Source organism: Micromonospora sp. IBHARD004 (assembly GCF_052814115.1).
In genome coordinates, this window is sequence record NZ_CP199934.1 from 316,313 (window position 1) to 331,053 (window position 14,741).

At 72.1% G+C, this 14,741-nt stretch carries 12 protein-coding genes; 10 read left to right on the forward strand and 2 right to left on the reverse strand.

The features are described 5' to 3' along the window. Window positions 1-71 precede the first annotated feature (71 nt). Window positions 72-4,436, forward strand: a complete 4,365-nt coding sequence (locus ACTWO6_RS01535) for a HAMP domain-containing protein (RefSeq protein ID WP_446217840.1) — start codon at window positions 72-74, stop codon at window positions 4,434-4,436. Continuing rightward, the gene (locus ACTWO6_RS01540) at window positions 4,433-4,990 is read left to right on the forward strand and encodes a response regulator (RefSeq protein ID WP_446217841.1); all 558 of its coding nucleotides are present in this window, start codon (window positions 4,433-4,435) and stop codon (window positions 4,988-4,990) included. Before ACTWO6_RS01535 ends, ACTWO6_RS01540 begins: the two co-directional genes overlap by 4 nt. Window positions 4,991-4,993: 3 nt before the next feature. Here the strand turns inward: ACTWO6_RS01540 and ACTWO6_RS01545 are convergent, their stop codons facing one another. Beyond that, window positions 4,994-5,503: a GbsR/MarR family transcriptional regulator gene (locus tag ACTWO6_RS01545; protein WP_446217842.1), complete on the reverse strand. Its 510-nt coding sequence runs from the start codon at window positions 5,501-5,503 to the stop codon at window positions 4,994-4,996. Window positions 5,504-5,596: 93 nt separating this feature from the next. On the opposite strand from ACTWO6_RS01545, the gene ACTWO6_RS01550 reads away from it, so the two are divergent. Together ACTWO6_RS01550 and ACTWO6_RS01555 are read left to right on the forward strand one after the other, a co-directional pair. Continuing rightward, window positions 5,597-6,499, forward strand: a complete 903-nt coding sequence (locus ACTWO6_RS01550; RefSeq protein ID WP_446217843.1) for an ABC transporter ATP-binding protein — start codon at window positions 5,597-5,599, stop codon at window positions 6,497-6,499. Further along, entirely contained in the window at window positions 6,496-8,088 is a 1,593-nt protein-coding gene (locus tag ACTWO6_RS01555) for an ABC transporter permease (RefSeq protein ID WP_446217844.1), read from the forward strand. Before ACTWO6_RS01550 ends, ACTWO6_RS01555 begins: the two co-directional genes overlap by 4 nt. Window positions 8,089-8,195: 107 nt before the next feature. Here ACTWO6_RS01555 and ACTWO6_RS01560 read toward each other — a convergent pair whose 3' ends face one another. After that, a complete protein-coding gene (locus tag ACTWO6_RS01560; protein WP_446217845.1) occupies window positions 8,196-8,528 on the reverse strand; it encodes an STAS domain-containing protein in 333 nt (110 codons plus the stop codon). 190 nt (window positions 8,529-8,718) lie between these two features. On the opposite strand from ACTWO6_RS01560, the gene hemL reads away from it, so the two are divergent. The 6 genes from hemL to ccsB are packed head-to-tail and all read left to right on the forward strand — an operon-like array spanning window position 8,719 to window position 14,731. Then, on the forward strand, window positions 8,719-10,056 hold the full coding sequence (gene hemL, locus ACTWO6_RS01565) for a glutamate-1-semialdehyde 2,1-aminomutase (RefSeq protein WP_446217846.1): 1,338 nt from the start codon (window positions 8,719-8,721) through the stop codon (window positions 10,054-10,056). A gap of 5 nt (window positions 10,057-10,061) precedes the next feature. Further along, window positions 10,062-10,709, forward strand: a complete 648-nt coding sequence (locus ACTWO6_RS01570; protein ID WP_446217847.1) for a histidine phosphatase family protein — start codon at window positions 10,062-10,064, stop codon at window positions 10,707-10,709. Then, window positions 10,709-11,281: a TlpA family protein disulfide reductase gene (locus tag ACTWO6_RS01575; protein ID WP_446217848.1), complete on the forward strand. Its 573-nt coding sequence runs from the start codon at window positions 10,709-10,711 to the stop codon at window positions 11,279-11,281. Before ACTWO6_RS01570 ends, ACTWO6_RS01575 begins: the two co-directional genes overlap by 1 nt. After that, window positions 11,281-12,129 carry a cytochrome c biogenesis CcdA family protein gene (locus tag ACTWO6_RS01580; protein ID WP_446217849.1) on the forward strand — a complete coding sequence of 283 codons (849 nt, stop codon included), beginning with the start codon at window positions 11,281-11,283 and terminating at the stop codon, window positions 12,127-12,129. Before ACTWO6_RS01575 ends, ACTWO6_RS01580 begins: the two co-directional genes overlap by 1 nt. Continuing rightward, window positions 12,129-13,751 (forward strand): cytochrome c biogenesis protein ResB, encoded by a 1,623-nt coding sequence (resB, locus tag ACTWO6_RS01585; RefSeq protein WP_446217850.1) that lies wholly within the window; start codon window positions 12,129-12,131, stop codon window positions 13,749-13,751. The genes ACTWO6_RS01580 and resB overlap by 1 nt, the downstream gene beginning before the upstream one ends. Continuing rightward, entirely contained in the window at window positions 13,751-14,731 is a 981-nt protein-coding gene (ccsB, locus tag ACTWO6_RS01590; protein ID WP_446217851.1) for a c-type cytochrome biogenesis protein CcsB, read from the forward strand. Before resB ends, ccsB begins: the two co-directional genes overlap by 1 nt. The last annotated feature ends 10 nt before the right edge of the window (window positions 14,732-14,741 follow it).

Below are 14,741 nucleotides of genomic sequence, written 5' to 3' on the forward strand. Positions count from 1 at the left end.
ACGGCGGCGCGGGCAGAATGGTGGGATGGCGTGTCGGCACGAGCCGCTGGCCCCGAGCTGAGCGAGGAATGATGACCACGGCGAGACAATCGACAGCCGCGGACCCGTCCGCCCCCGATCACGAGGTGCTGCTCGGCGAGCTGGTGGAGGCGCTGCGGCGGGTCCGCCGCGGCGACCTCAAGGTCCGGCTGCCCCGGCGGGCCGGCCTGGCCGCCGAGGTTGCCGACGCCTTCAACGACGTCGTGTCGCTCCAGGAGCGGCAGCACCTCGACCTGCGCCGGATCAGCCGGATCGTCGGGCGGGACGGCCGGCTCACCGAACGCCTCGACGACGAGGGCCTGGACGGCTCGTGGGCGGAGGGCCAGCGGGCGATCAACTCGCTGATCGACGACCTGGGCCGCCCCACCACGGAGATCGCCCGGGTGATCGTGGCGGTGGCCGACGGCGACCTCTCCCAGCACATGGCGCTGGAGATCGACGGTCGCCCGCTGCGCGGCGAGTACCTGCGCATCGGCCGCACGGTGAACACCATGGTCGACCAGCTCTCGTCCTTCTCGAACGAGGTGACCCGGGTGGCCCGTGAGGTGGGCACCGAGGGCAAGCTCGGCGGCCAGGCCGACGTCCGTGGGGTCGCCGGCACCTGGAAGGACCTCACCGACTCGGTGAACACCATGGCGTCGAACCTGACCGGGCAGGTGCGGTCGATCTCCCAGGTGGCGACGGCGGTGGCGAAGGGCGACCTGTCCCAGAAGATCACCGTGGGCGCCCGGGGCGAGGTCGCCGAGCTGGCCGACACGATGAACTCGCTCACCGACACGCTGCGGCTCTTCGCCGAGCAGGTGACCCGGGTGGCCCGGGAGGTGGGCACGGACGGCAAGCTCGGCGGTCAGGCGGAGGTGCCGAACGTCGCCGGCACCTGGAAGGACCTGACCGACAGCGTCAACTCGATGGCGTCGAACCTGACCGCGCAGGTGCGCAACATCGCCCAGGTCTCCACCGCGGTGGCCAAGGGCGACCTGTCGCAGAAGATCACGGTCGCCGCGCAGGGCGAGATCCTGGAGCTGAAGGACACCGTCAACACGATGGTGGATCAGCTGTCGTCGTTCGCGGACGAGGTGACCCGGGTGGCCCGCGAGGTGGGCATCGAGGGGAAGCTGGGCGGTCAGGCCCAGGTGCGGGGCGTCTCCGGCACCTGGCGCGACCTGACCGAGAACGTCAACCAGCTCGCCGGCAACCTGACCAGCCAGGTCCGCAACATCTCCCAGGTCTCCACCGCCGTCGCGAAGGGCGACCTGTCGCAGAAGATCACCGTCGACGCCCAGGGCGAGATCCTGGAGCTGAAGAACACGGTCAACACCATGGTCGACCAGCTCTCCTCGTTCGCCGACGAGGTGACCCGGGTGGCCCGCGAGGTGGGCACCGAGGGCAAGCTCGGCGGCCAGGCGCAGGTCAAGGGCGTCAGCGGTACGTGGCGGGACCTGACCGACAACGTGAACTCGATGGCGTCGAACCTGACCAGCCAGGTGCGGAACATCGCCTCGGTCACCACCGCCGTGGCGAAGGGTGACCTGTCGCAGAAGATCACGGTGGACGCCCGGGGCGAGATCCTGGAGCTGAAGTCGACGGTGAACACGATGGTGGATCAGCTGTCGTCGTTCGCGGACGAGGTGACCCGGGTGGCCCGCGAGGTGGGCACCGAGGGCAAGCTCGGCGGCCAGGCCCAGGTGCGCGGCGTCGCGGGCACCTGGCGGGACCTCACCGACAACGTGAACTCGATGGCGTCGAACCTGACCGCCCAGGTGCGGAACATCGCCCAGGTCTCCACGGCGGTGGCGAAGGGTGACCTGAGCCAGAAGATCACCGTGGACGCCCGGGGCGAGATCCTGGAGCTGAAGTCGACGGTGAACACGATGGTGGACCAGCTGTCGTCGTTCGCCGACGAGGTGACCCGGGTGGCCCGTGAGGTGGGCACCGAGGGCAAGCTCGGCGGCCAGGCGCAGGTCAAGGGCGTCAGCGGTACGTGGCGGGACCTGACCGACAACGTGAACTCGATGGCGTCGAACCTGACCAGCCAGGTGCGGAACATCGCCTCGGTCACCACCGCCGTGGCGAAGGGCGACCTCGGCCAGAAGATCACCGTGGACGCCCAGGGCGAGATCCTGGAGCTGAAGAACACGGTCAACACGATGGTCGACCAGCTCTCGTCGTTCGCCGACGAGGTGACCCGGGTGGCCCGCGAGGTGGGCACCGAGGGCAAGCTCGGCGGCCAGGCGCAGGTGAAGGGCGTCTCGGGCACCTGGCGGGACCTCACCGAGAACGTCAACCAGCTTGCCTCGACGCTGACCACTCAGCTCCGGGCGATCGCCCAGGTCTCCACCTCGGTGACCCGGGGCGACCTGACCCAGCGGATCGCGGTCAAGGCACAGGGCGAGGTCGCCGAGCTTAAGGACAACATCAACCAGATGATCGTCACCCTCCGGGAGACGACCAAGAAGAACGCCGAGCAGGGCTGGCTGGACTCCAACCTGGCCCGGATCGGCGGCCTGCTCCAGGGTCAGCGCGACCTCGGCGAGGTCTGCCGCATGATCATGATGGAGGTGACCCCGCTGGTCGACGCGCAGCTCGGCGCGTTCTTCCTGACGGACAGCTCCGACGGCAGTATGCGGCTGCGGCTGACCGCCTCGTACGGCTACGTGGCGCGCGGACACGACGTGACCTTCGGTCCGGGGGAGGGGCTGGTCGGGCAGGCCGCGCTCTCCCGCCGGACGATCCGGGTCAACGCCCAGCCCGACGGTCGGCTCGTCCTGCGCTCCGGGCTGGCCGAGACGCCGCCGGCCGACCTGGTGGTGCTGCCGGTGCTCTTCGAGGGCGAGCTGCTCGGCGTGATCGAGTTCGCCGGGGTGACCACCTTTTCCGAGCTGCACCTGTCGTTCCTGGAGCGGCTGGTGCTCACCATCGGCCTGGCGGTGAACACCATCCAGGCGAACCGGCGTACGGAGGAGCTGCTGGCCCAGTCCCAGCGGCTGGCCCACGAGCTGCAGGAGCAGTCGGCCGAGTTGCAGCGCACCAACGCCGAGCTGGAGGACAAGGCCCAGCTGCTCTCCGAGCAGAAGGGCAACATCGAGACGAAGAACCGGGAGATCGAGCTGGCCCGGCTCGGCCTGGAGGAGAAGGCGCAGCAGCTCACCCGGGCGTCGGCGTACAAGTCGGAGTTCCTGGCGAACATGAGCCACGAGCTGCGAACCCCGCTGAACTCGCTGCTGCTGCTGTCCCGGCTGCTGGCCGAGAACTCGGAGCAGAACCTCACCCGCAAGCAGATCGAGTTCGCCCGGACGATCCACAGCGCCGGCTCGGACCTGCTCTCGCTGATCGACGACATCCTCGACCTGTCCAAGATCGAGGCGGGCCGGATGGACGTCGAGCCGACCGAGGTCCGGTTCTCCGAGATCCGCGGTTACGTCGAGCAGGCGTTCGCCCCGCAGGCCGAGGAGAAGGGCCTGGACTTCCAGGTCCGCGTCGCCAAGGACCTGCCGCCGGCGCTGGTCACCGACGCCCAGCGGTTGCAGCAGATCCTGCGCAACCTGCTCTCCAACGCGGTCAAGTTCACCGACAACGGCGCGGTGACGCTGCGGATCGCCCCGGCCCCGGAGAACGCCGTCTTCGACGTGCCGGCGCTGACCAACGCCCGGCAGGTGATCGCGTTCACGGTGATCGACACGGGCATCGGGATCCCGGACGAGAAGCTGTCGCTGATCTTCGAGGCGTTCCAGCAGGCGGACGGCACCACCAGCCGCCGGTACGGCGGGACCGGGCTGGGCCTGTCGATCAGCCGGGACCTGGCCCGGCTGATCGGCGGGACGATCACCGTGTCGTCGGCGCCCGGGCAGGGCTCGACCTTCACCCTCTTCGTACCGGACGTGCTGGCGCCGGACGCGGTGGTGGCGCCGGCGCCACCGTCGCCGACCCGCGCGGGCCTGCCGTCGTCGCTGCTCGTGCCGATGGAGCTGCCCCAGCCGCCGGAGACCCCGGTGACCCGGCGGCTGGATGGGGCGACCGTGCTGATCGTCGACGACGACGTCCGCAACGTCTTCGCCCTGACCTCCGCATTGGAACTGCACGGGATGACCGTGCTGTACTCGGACAACGGGGCGGACGGGGTTCGCCTGCTGGCCGAGCATCCGGAGGTGGACATCGTGTTGATGGACGCGATGATGCCGGACCAGGACGGGTACGAGACGACCCGGCAGATCCGGCGCAACCACCGCTTCGCTGACCTGCCGATCGTCTTCCTGACGGCGAAGGCGATGCCGGGCGACCGTGAGTCGGCGCTCGCGGCCGGCGGCAGCGACTACATCACCAAGCCGGTCGACCTGGACGAGCTCATCGAGCTGATGGCGTCCTGGATCACCGGCAGCCGAGGCGAGGAGACTTCGTGACCCAGACGGCCAAGGCGCTACTGGTGGACGACCGACGGGAGAACCTGATGGCCCTGGAGGCGATCCTCCAGGGGCTCCCGGTGCAGTCGGTGGCGGTGGAGAGCGGCGAGGCGGCGCTGAAGCAGCTGCTGGTCGACGACTTCGCGGTGATCCTGCTGGACGCGCAGATGCCGGACATGGACGGGTTCGAGACTGCGAGCCACATCAAGCGCCGGGAGCGGACCCGGCACGTGCCGATCATCTTCCTCACCGCCGCGGACAAGGACGCCCAGCTCGCGCTGCGCGGCTACGCGGTCGGCGCGGTGGACTACCTGACCAAGCCGTTCGACCCGTGGGTGCTGCGGGCGAAGGTCTCGGTCTTCGTCGAGCTGTGGGTGAAGACCCGGCAGCTCGCCGCCCAGTCCGACGTGGTGCGCGAGCGGGACGCCCAGTGGCGGGTGCTCACCGACGCGGTGGACGACGCCACCGCCCTGCTGCGCGGCGACGACGGCCCGGAGTCCCGGGACCGCGCGGTGGACATCCTCGAACAGGCCCGCTGGGGCAACACCCCCTGACCGTCAGATGTCGGCCCGGCCGCCGTGTCCCGTCGCGGCGCGCCGGGCCCGCCACCGTTCGCCGAGCGAGTCGATCTCCTCCTGTACGAAGAGGAAGAAGTCCCGCATCTCGCTGACCCGCTCGCCGCCGGGGGTCTCCCGCCCGGCCAGGGCCTCCACCCCGCCCGAGGCGATGTCGATGAAGTTCTTGTAGAGCCCGGTCTTGGTCACCGTGGCCTCGTACCAGGGGTTGTCCGGCATCCGGTAACGGTCCCGCCGAGAGCCCTTCACCGGCTCGCGGACCAGCATGGCGAACTGGGTCAGGTAGCGGACCGCGCCGGAGACGGCCGCGGCGCTCACCCCCAGCCGCTCGCCGATCTCGGCGGCCGTGAGCGGCCCGTCGGCGCTCATCACGGTGAAGAGCACCCGGGCGGCCATCCGGGGGAAGCCGACGTCCGCGAAGGCCATCGCCATCCGTTCGACGAAGAGGTGGATCTCCTCCTCGTTCCGGGTCGGGCGGTGGTCGTCAGGCATCTGCGGGCGCTCCTCACTGCGTGTCGTGGACCCGATCGTGCCCCAGATCTCACAGCCTTCACAAGTTTGTGAAACAAGTGTAGCTTCCAAATCATGGAAACTCCGATTGAGGTGTCCGGCCTGGTGAAGACCTTCGGCCGGACCCGGGCGCTCGACGGACTCGACCTCACCGTCCGCGCCGGGGAGGTGCACGGCTTCCTGGGCCCCAACGGCTCCGGCAAGTCGACCACCATCCGGGTGCTGCTCGGTCTGCTCCGGGCGGACGCGGGGGCCGTCCGACTGCTCGGCGGCGACCCCTGGCGGGACGCCGTCGCCCTGCACCGCCGGCTGGCGTACGTCCCCGGCGACGTCACCCTCTGGCCCAACCTCTCCGGCGGCGAGGTGATCGACCTGCTCGGGCGGATGCGCGGCGGGCTGGACCCGAAGCGCCGGGCCGAGCTGCTGGACTCCTTCGAGCTGGACCCGCGCAAGAAGGGCCGGGCCTACTCCAAGGGCAACCGGCAGAAGGTCGGCCTGGTCGCCGCCCTCGCCTCCGACGTCGAGCTGCTCATCCTCGACGAGCCGACCTCCGGGCTGGACCCGCTGATGGAGGAGGTCTTCCAGCAGTGGGTGATCCGAGCCAAGTCCGACGGCCGGACCGTGCTGCTCTCCAGCCACATCCTGGCCGAGGTGGAGGCCCTCTGCGACCGGGTGACGATCATCCGCAACGGCCGGAACGTGGAGACGGGCACCCTCGGCGAGCTCCGCCACCTGCACCGCACCTCGATCGACGCCGAGCTCGCCGGCCCGCTGGACGGCCTCGCCACCCTGCCCGGCGTGCACGACCTGCGGGTCGAGGGCAACCGGGTGCGCTTCGACGTGGAGACCGTCGCGCTGGACGCCGCGCTGCGCCGGCTCACCGAGATCGGCGTACGCAGCCTGGTCAGCCAGCCGCCCACGCTGGAGGAGCTGTTCCTGCGGCACTACGAGTCGACCGGCGCCGAGGCGACCCGATGAGCACCCTCACCGGCACCCGTCACCTGGTCCGCCTGATCCTGCGCCGGGACCGCGTCCTGCTGCCGCTCTGGGTGCTGGTCCTCGCCGTGCTGCCGATGTCGTACGCGACCAGCTTCTTCGAGCTCTTCCCGACCGCCGCCGAGCGGGCCGCGTACGCCGCCGGCACCGCCCGCAACCCGTCGATCGTCGCGCTGCTCGGCCCGGTCTACGGCGAGAGCGTCGGCGCGCTCACCGCCCAGCGCGGCGGCTTCCTGCTGGTGATCATCGCGCTGGCCAGCCTGCTCACCGTCATCCGGCACACCCGGACCGAGGAGGAGGCCGGCCGCCGGGAGCTGCTCGGCGGCACGGTGCTCGGCCGGTACGCCGGGCTGACCGCCGCCCTGCTGGTGACGTACGCGGCCAACCTGCTGCTCGGCCTGCTCACCGCCGCGGGGCTGGTCGCCACCGGCCTGCCGGCGGCCGGTTCGCTGGCGTACGGGCTCGCCGGCGCGCTGGTCGGCGTCGTCTTCGCCACCGTCGGCGGGCTCGCCGCCCAGCTCACCGAGACGGCGGGCGGGGCACGGGGGATCGCCATCGCCGTCCTCGGGGCGGCCTTCGCGCTCCGCCTCGCCGGTGACGCGGCGGAGCGGGAGTGGCTGAGCTGGCTGTCCCCGTTGGGCTGGGGCCCGCGCATCCGGGCGTACGAGGGCGACCGGTGGTGGGTGCTGGCGCTGCCGGTGGTGCTGTCCGCGCTGCTCGCCGCCGTCGCGTACCCGCTGTCGGTGCGCCGCGACCTGGGCGCCGGGCTGCTGCCGCCGCGGCTCGGCCCGGCCACCGCCGGGGAGTCCCTGGCCGGGCCGTTCGGCCTGGCCTGGCGGCTGCACCGGGGGCAGATCCTCTGGTGGTCGGTCGGCTTCGGCCTGCTCGGGCTGATCCTCGGCGGGGCGGCGAAGGCCGCCGGCAGCTCGGTCGAGGGCAACCCCCAGCTGGAGCAGATCATGACCAGGATCGGTGGCGCCTCGGGGCTGGCCGAGGCCTACCTCGGGGCGACGTTGAGCCTGGCCGGGCTGGCCGCCGCCGGCTACGGCATCCAGGCCGCGCTGCGGATGCGGTCGGAGGAGACCGACGGGCGGGCCGAGCCGCTGCTGGCCACCGGGGTGACCCGGACCCGCTGGCTCCTGTCGCACGTGCTGTTCGCCCTGGTCGGACCGGCGGTGGTGCTCGCCGTCACCGGCTTCGCGACCGGCCTCACCTACGGGATCAGCGTCCACGACGTGCCGGGCGAGCTGCCCCGGATGGTCGGCGCCGGGCTGGCGCAGCTGCCGGCGGCCTGGGTGCTGGCCGGCCTCGCGGTGCTGCTGTACGGGCTGCTGCCGCGGCTCGCCGGGGTGGCCTGGGCGGTGCTCGCGGTCTGCGTGCTGCTCGGCCAGCTCGGCGCGGTGCTGGAGCTGAGCCAGTGGCTGCTGGACCTCTCGCCGTTCACCCACACGCCGCAGGTGCTGGGCGACCACTGGCACGCCACCCCGCTCTGGCTCCTGACCGCCGTCGCCCTCCTGCTGGCCACCACCGGCCTGACGGCCTTCCGCCGCCGCGACGTCCCCACCACCTGACCCGCCCCGCGTCGCACCCGGTCCAGGCCCGCGTTGATCAAGGAGTTTGCGTCAGGAATCCGCCTGCGGAAGACGCGAACTTCTTGATCAACAGGGCCGGACGGGGGTCAGGAGGCGGTCTCGTTGCGGATCATCAGGGCGGAGCGGAGGCCGGTGATGTCGAGGACGCGGAGCAGGAAGTCGCCGACGTTGCTCAGCACCAGCAGGCTCTGCGCGCGGCTGGCCTTGCGGCTGAGCACGACGAGGGTGCCGAGCCCCTGCGAGTCGCAGAAGCCGACCCCACCCAGGTCGAGCACGATGCGCGGCGGGGGGTCGGTCAGCACCTCATTGACGACGGTCGACAGCTGGGCGGCCGTGAGCATGTCGATCTCACCGGCCAGGCGAAGAACCACTTCATCGCCCGTCCGGTGTACCGTGATGGACAGTTCGGCACGATCCACCCGGTCACCCTATCGCGGTCTCGACCACCCGGCCCGCCGAGCGGCCCCCGGCTGGGCGTCCGACCGGGCCCGGCTGCCTTCCATGGCTGATCCCGCCCCGGCTCGGCGATCCGCGTGGCGGGTGAGCCCGGTAACCCCGGTGCGGGGTGGCTGCCGATTCGCCGGCCGGCGCTGACACAATGGCGGCATCGTGACCGATACCCTTTCCGCCGGATCCGGCCGCTACCCGGCCGACGCGCCGGCCTCCGAGGCCCTGTTCGACCGCGCCAAGGCCATCGTGCCCGGCGGGGTGAACTCCCCCGTGCGCGCGTTCCGTGCCGTCGGCGGCACCCCGCGCTTCATGGTCCGGGGGGAGGGTCCCTGGATGTTCGACGCGGACGGCCGGCGCTACGTCGACCTGGTCTGCTCCTGGGGGCCGCTGATCCTCGGCCACGCCCACCCCGAGGTGGTCGAGGCCGTGCAGACCGCCGCCGCGTACGGCACCAGCTTCGGCACGCCCACCCCGGGCGAGGTCGAGCTGGCCGCGGAGATCGTCGCGCGTACCCCGGTCGAGCAGGTCCGGCTGGTCAACTCGGGTACCGAGGCGACCATGTCGGCGATCCGGCTGGCCCGCGGCTTCACCGGGCGTGCCAAGATCATCAAGTTCGCCGGCTGCTACCACGGCCACTCCGACGCCCTGCTCGCCGCCGCCGGCTCCGGCGTCGCGACCTTGGGCCTGCCCGACTCGCCCGGCGTGACCGGCGCGGCGGCCGGCGACACCATCGTGCTGCCGTACAACGACATCACCGCGGTCGAGGAGGCCTTCGCCGCCGAGGGGCCGCACATCGCGGCGATCATCACCGAGGCGGCCGCCGGCAACATGGGCGTGGTCGCCCCCCGCGACGGCTTCAACCAGCAGCTCGCCCGGATCGCCCACGCGCACGGCGCGCTGCTCATCGTCGACGAGGTGATGACCGGGTTCCGGGTCTCCCGCGCCGGCTGGCACGGCCTCGACCCGTCCGACGCCGACCTGTGGACGTACGGGAAGGTCATGGGCGGTGGCCTGCCCGCCGCGGCCTTCGGCGGGCGCACGGAGATCATGGCGCGGCTCGCCCCGGCCGGCCCGGTCTACCAGGCCGGCACCCTCTCCGGTAACCCGCTCGCCTGCGCCGCCGGCCTGGCCACGCTGCGGCTCGCCGACGACGCGCTCTACCGGAAGCTCGACGAGACGGCCGCCGTCGTGGGCAAGCTCGCCGCCGACGCGCTGGCCGCCGCCGGGGTCCCGCACCGCCTGTCGTACGCGGGCAGCATGTTCTCCATCTTCTTCACCGACGCCGACGTGGTCGACTACGACAGCGCGCGGACCCAGCAGGTCCCCGCGTTCAAGGCGTTCTTCCACGCGATGCTCGCCGCCGGCATCTACCTGCCGCCGAGCGCGTTCGAGTCGTGGTTCGTGTCGGCGGCGCTGGACGACGCCGCCCTGGAGCAGATCGCCGCCGCCCTGCCGGGCGCGGCGACGGCGGCGGCAGCGGCGGGTCACGGGGGGTAGGGAACGTGAGCGAGACGGTGGTCCACGTGCTGCGGCACGGCGAGGTGTACAACCCGGGGGGCGTTCTCTACGGCCGGCTGCCCGGTTTCCGCCTCTCCGAGCTGGGCGTCCAGATGGCCAAGGCCGCCGCGCAGGGGCTCGCCGAGCGGAACGTGGTGCACGTGGTGGCCAGCCCGCTGGAGCGCGCCCAGCAGACCGCCGAGCCGATCGCGGCGCAGTTCGGCCTCCCCGTCGGGGTGGACGAGCGGCTGATCGAGAGCGCCAACTGGTTCGAGGGCAAGAAGGTCTCCCCGGGCGACGGCTCGTTCCGCGACCCGCGCAACTGGTGGGTGCTGCGCGACCCGGTCACCCCGTCCTGGGGGGAGGCGTACCAGGTCATCGCCGAGCGGATGTTCGCCGCTTTGCACGCCGCCCGGGTCGCCGCCGAGGGGCGCGAGGCCGTGCTGGTCTCCCACCAGCTGCCGATCTGGACGCTGCGCCGGTACGTCGAGCGCAAGCGGCTCTGGCACGACCCCCGCAAGCGGCAGTGCGGGCTGGCCAGCCTCACCTCGTTCCACTTCGACGGCGCCAAGGTCGTCGGCATCGGCTACTCCGAGCCGGCGGCCCACCTGGTCGCGATCTCGCCGACCGCCCGGACGGCCAAGGGGGCCTGATGCGTTCCCGGAGGCCCGTCGCCGCCCTGTTCACCGCCGTCGCCGTCGCGACGGCGCTGGTCGGCTGCTCCTCCGGCAGCGAGGAGAGCAAGTGCGCCAACAAGGCCGGCGTCATCGAGTGCGCCCCGGACCAGCGGTCGGCGGCCCCGAAGATCGCCGGTGAGCTGCTCACCGGCGGCAACTACGACGTCTCGCAGGCCCGCGGCCAGGTGGTGGTGCTCAACTTCTGGGGCTCCTGGTGCGCGCCCTGCCGGGCCGAGGCCGACGACCTGGAGGCCACCTACCAGGCCACCAAGGCCTCCGGGGTGACCTTCCTCGGCATCAACGTGCAGGACAGCAAGGACAAGGCGGTCGCGTTCGAGGAGGGCCGGGTCACCTACCCGAGCCTCTTCGACCCGGCCAGCCGGCTCGCGCTGGCCCTGGACATCCCGCCGAACACCATCCCGGCCACCGTGGTCCTGGACCGGGACGGCCGGATCGCCACGGTGATCCGGGCCGCGGTCACCCAGGACGGCCTGCGCCCCGTCGTCGAGCGGATCGCCGCCGAGCAAGCGGCCTCCGGAAACCGCTGATGGGCGAGACGTTCCGCGAGCTCGCCCAGTCCGGGCCGCTGCTGCTGGCGATCGGCGCGGCGGCGCTCGCCGGGCTGGTCAGCTTCCTCAGCCCGTGCGTCCTGCCGCTGATGCCGGGCTACCTGTCGTACGTCACCGGCCTGGCCGGCGCCGACCTCGAGGGCCGGGCGCGCACCGAGCCGGCGCCGGCCGGCGGGGACGCCCCGACCGGCGGCGGGGTCGCCGTGGCGACCGGCGGGGTGGCCGTCGCGGCCCGGCCGGCGGCCGCGGTCAAGGGGCGGGTGCTCGCCGGGACGCTGCTCTTCATCGCCGGCTTCACCGCCGTCTTCACCGCCACCGCGATCCTCTTCTCCGGCGTCGGCCGGGTCTTCTTCGAGCACGAGCGCGCGCTGGAGATCGTCATCGGCGGGCTGGTCGTGGTGCTCGGGCTCGGCTACCTCGGCCTGGTGCCGGGGATGCAGCGCGAGTTCCGGATCCACCGGCTACCCGCCGCCGGGCTGCTCGGCGCCCCGGTCCTCGGCGCGGTCTTCGCGCTGAGCTGGATGCCGTGCACCGGCCCCACGCTCGGCGCGGTGCTCGGCATGGCCGCCGTCGAGGGAAAGAGCGACCGGGCGGTGCTGCTCGCCGTGGCGTACTGCCTCGGGCTGGGGGCACCGTTCGTCGTCTTCGGGCTGGGCTTCCACCGCCTGCTCGGGGTCTTCCGCGCCGTCCGGCGCAACAGCCGCTGGGTGACCCGGATCGGCGGCGCCCTGCTGATCCTGATCGGCCTGGCGCTGGTCACCGGCGGCTGGCAGAACTTCGTGATCTGGCTGCAGACGCACGTCGGCGTGGGCGAGGTGAGCATCTGATGACGACCGTGGACGACCGGCCGGCGACGCCGCCCGCCGAGGCGCCCCGGCGGCGGGTCAACCCGGCGATCGCCCTGCTGCGCAACTCGTGGCGGCAGCTGACCAGCATGCGTACCGCGCTGATCCTGCTCTTCCTGCTCGCGGTCGCCGCCATCCCCGGCTCGGTGCTGCCCCAGCGCGGGGTCAACCCGGAGAACGTCAACCAGTACTTCCTCGACCACCCGGACCTGGCCCCGAAGCTCGACCGGATCGGCGCCTTCGAGGTCTTCGGCTCGATCTGGTTCTCCGCGATCTACCTGCTGCTGTTCACCTCGCTGGTCGGCTGCGTCCTGCCCCGGATGCGGGACCACCTGCGGGCGCTGCGCTCCCGGCCGCCGGCCGCCCCGAAGCGGCTGGAGCGGCTGCCCCAGCACGCGGTGCTGGAGGCCCCCGCCGCCGCCGACCCGGCGGCCATCGCCGCCTTGCTGCGCCGCCGCCGCTGGCGGGTCGAGGTCCGCGGCAACGAGATCTCCGCCGAGAAGGGCTACCTCAAGGAGACCGGCAACCTGCTCTTCCACACCTCGCTGGTCGCCGTGCTGCTCGGGGTCGCGCTCGGTTCCTGGTACGGCTGGCACGGCAACCGGCTGCTGGTGGCCGGCGCGGAGAACGCCTTCTGCAACACCCGCCAGCAGTACGCCGAGGCCACCCTCGGCCCCCGGGTGGACAGCGCCGACCTGCCGCCGTTCTGCCTCACCCTGGACAAGTTCGACGCGGCGTACCTGCCGTCCGGGCAGGCCTCGCACTACTGGGCCACGGTGACCGTGGACCATCTGGACGACGGGTCGACGCGGACCGCCGGCTTCTCGGTCAACTCGCCGTTGCGGCTCGGCTCGGCAAACGTCTACCTCCTCGGCAACGGGTACGCCCCGATCCTGAAGTACACCGACAAGTACGGCCGTACCCAGACCAGCACGGTGCCGTTCCTGCGGACCGGTGACCCGAACGCGACCGAGGAGGGCGTGGCCGCCTTCCCCGACGCGAACGTCGACCCGAAGACCGGCAAGCGGGCTGCCGACCAGCAGGTCGCCTTCGACGGGCTCTACCTGCCGACCGCCCCGGACACCGCGCCCTTCGTCGCGTCGCAGTACCCGACCGAGCGGAACCCGGCGGTGGTGCTGGTCGCGTACCGGGGCAACCTCGGGCTGGACGCCGGCATCCCCGGGTCGGTCTACAAGCTCGACCAGGGGCAGGTCGCCAACGGCAAGCTCAAGCAGGTCGGCGACAAGAAGCTCGGCGTCGGCGAGAAGTGGACCCTGGACGACGGCAGCACGCTGGAGTTCGTCGGGACGAAGCCGTACGTCACCCTCTCCGTCCGGTACGCCCCGGGGCAGACGCTGATGCTCGGCGCCTGCGTGGTGCTGCTCACCGGCCTGATGGGTTCCCTCTTCGGCCGGCGGCGGCGGGTCTGGTTCCGGGTGACGCCCCCCGACAGTGGATCTCCGACGAGCGGTAGTAGCTTGGTGGAGGCCGGTGGGCTGCCGCGCACCGAACATCCAGGGTTCGCCGACGAGTTCGCCCAGTTGGTCGCCGCGGTCAGCGCCGACGAGCGGGGCGACGAGCGGGCGCGAGAAGGAGTCGAGTGATGTCCGCACTCTCCGACCAGCTGGTGACCTTCGCGATCCTGGCGTACCTGGTCGCGATGATCAGCCACGCCGTCGAGTACGCGCTCGGCAACGCCCGCGCGGTGCCGGCGAGGGCCGCCGCCCCGGCCCGGGAGCTGGTCGGCGCGGGAGTCGGCGGCGCCGGCGGGACCGTCGAGGCCCCCGCCGCCCCGGCCGAGAACCGGCCCGGCCGGTCGGCGCAGCGGGCCCTCGTAGCCGGTCGGATCGCCGGCTGGGTCACCGCGCTCGCCGCCGCGCTCCACCTCGGGGCGCTGGTCACCCGGGGGCTCGCCGCCGAGCGCATGCCCTGGGGCAACATGTACGAGTTCGTGCTGACGGTCACGTTCATCGGGACCGCGGCCTGGCTGGCGGTGCTCTGGAGGCGCCCCTCGCTGCGCCAGCTCGGGCTCTTCCTGACCCTGGTCATGGTGCTGCTGCTGGCCTTCGCCGAGCTGAAGCTCTACGTCCAGGTCACGCCGCTGATGCCGGCGCTCCAGTCGTACTGGTTCGTCATCCACGTGTCGACGATCGTCTTCGCCTCCGGCATCTTCCTGCTGGGCGTGGTGCCGGCGGCGGCGTACCTGATGCGGGCCGGCTGGGAGCAGGGGCGGCGCAGCTTCCCGTACACCCTGGCCCGTCGGCTGCCGGCGGCGGCCGGGCTGGAGCGGATGACCTTCGCGCTGCACGCCTTCGCGTTCCCGATCTTCACCTTCGCGGTGATCGCCGGGGCGATCTGGGCCGAGGCGGCCTGGGGTCGGGCGTGGGGCTGGGACCCGAAGGAGACCTGGGCGTTCATCTCCTGGGTGGTCTACGCCGGCTACCTGCACGCCCGGGCCACCCCGAGCATCAAGCGGAACGTGGCCACCTGGATCGCCATCCTGGGCTTCCTGACCATGCTGATGAACCTGTTCGGGGTGAACTTCTTCTTCACCGGCCTGCACTCGTACGCTGGCGTCAGCTGACCTGCTTGCG

Excerpts from the sequence above, each read along its gene's own strand:
- ACTWO6_RS01575 (WP_446217848.1), top strand. The coding sequence starts at position 10,709 with ATGCGTTCCCGGAGGCCCGTCGCCGCCCTGTTCACCGCCGTCGCCGTC.
- ccsB (WP_446217851.1), top strand. The coding sequence starts at position 13,751 with ATGTCCGCACTCTCCGACCAGCTGGTGACCTTCGCGATCCTGGCGTAC.
- resB (WP_446217850.1), top strand. The coding sequence starts at position 12,129 with ATGACGACCGTGGACGACCGGCCGGCGACGCCGCCCGCCGAGGCGCCC.
- ACTWO6_RS01580 (WP_446217849.1), top strand. The coding sequence starts at position 11,281 with ATGGGCGAGACGTTCCGCGAGCTCGCCCAGTCCGGGCCGCTGCTGCTG.
- ACTWO6_RS01535 (WP_446217840.1), top strand. The coding sequence starts at position 72 with ATGACCACGGCGAGACAATCGACAGCCGCGGACCCGTCCGCCCCCGAT.
- ACTWO6_RS01545 (WP_446217842.1), bottom strand. The coding sequence starts at position 5,503 with ATGCCTGACGACCACCGCCCGACCCGGAACGAGGAGGAGATCCACCTC.
- ACTWO6_RS01555 (WP_446217844.1), top strand. The coding sequence starts at position 6,496 with ATGAGCACCCTCACCGGCACCCGTCACCTGGTCCGCCTGATCCTGCGC.
- ACTWO6_RS01550 (WP_446217843.1), top strand. The coding sequence starts at position 5,597 with ATGGAAACTCCGATTGAGGTGTCCGGCCTGGTGAAGACCTTCGGCCGG.